Annotated in this window: 1 protein-coding gene; it reads left to right on the top strand. The window is 64.2% G+C overall.

Going from position 1 to position 721, the window contains the following annotated elements; translation table 11 throughout:
* The coding region (locus tag EN749_RS36720) for an aldehyde dehydrogenase family protein (RefSeq protein ID WP_128365095.1) at positions 1–676 on the top strand (676 nt) is incomplete at its 5' end.
* Between the last annotated feature and the right edge of the window lie 45 nt (positions 677–721).

The raw sequence follows: 721 nt of genomic DNA, 5'->3' as shown, positions 1-721 counted from the left end.
CGCCTTTGGCGCCATGGGCACGGCGGGACAGCGCTGCACGACGCTGCGGCGCCTGTTCGTGCATGACAGCGTCTACGATGCCCTGGTTCCGCGTCTCAAGAAGGCTTACGAAAGCGTGTCGGTCGGCAATCCGCTGGAAACCTCCTCGCTGGTCGGGCCGCTGATCGACAAGGCGGCCTTCGACGCCATGCAGAAGGCGCTGAAGGAAGCCACCGCCCATGGCGGCAAGGTGACCGGCGGGGCGCGGATCGAGAACGGCCACCCCGATGCCTACTACGTGCACCCGGCACTGGTCGAAATGCAAAGCCAGGTCTCGCCGGTGACGGAAGAGACCTTCGCACCGATCCTCTATGTGATGAAATATTCGGATTTCGACGCCGTGCTCGACGAGCACAATGCGGTGGGAGCCGGCCTGTCGTCATCGATCTTCACCCGCGACCTGCAGGAATCCGAGCGCTTCCTCGGCGTCGACGGGTCGGACTGCGGCATTGCCAATGTCAACATCGGCACCTCGGGCGCCGAGATCGGCGGTGCCTTTGGCGGCGAAAAGGAAACCGGCGGCGGCCGCGAGAGCGGCTCCGATGCGTGGAAGGCCTATATGCGGCGCGCCACCAACACGGTGAACTATTCCAAGGCGCTGCCGCTCGCCCAGGGCGTCTCGTTCGATATCGACTGAGGATCGGCCCATGACCGTCAACACAAGTATCGATGAGGCCGGCTT

Origin of the sequence: Mesorhizobium sp. M7A.F.Ca.ET.027.02.1.1 (assembly GCF_004022985.1) — a bacterium.
In the GTDB taxonomy this organism is placed as follows: Bacteria; Pseudomonadota; Alphaproteobacteria; order Rhizobiales; family Rhizobiaceae; genus Mesorhizobium.
Note: the sequence above shows the minus strand (reverse complement) of the source record. Positions and strands in the feature narration are given on the sequence as shown.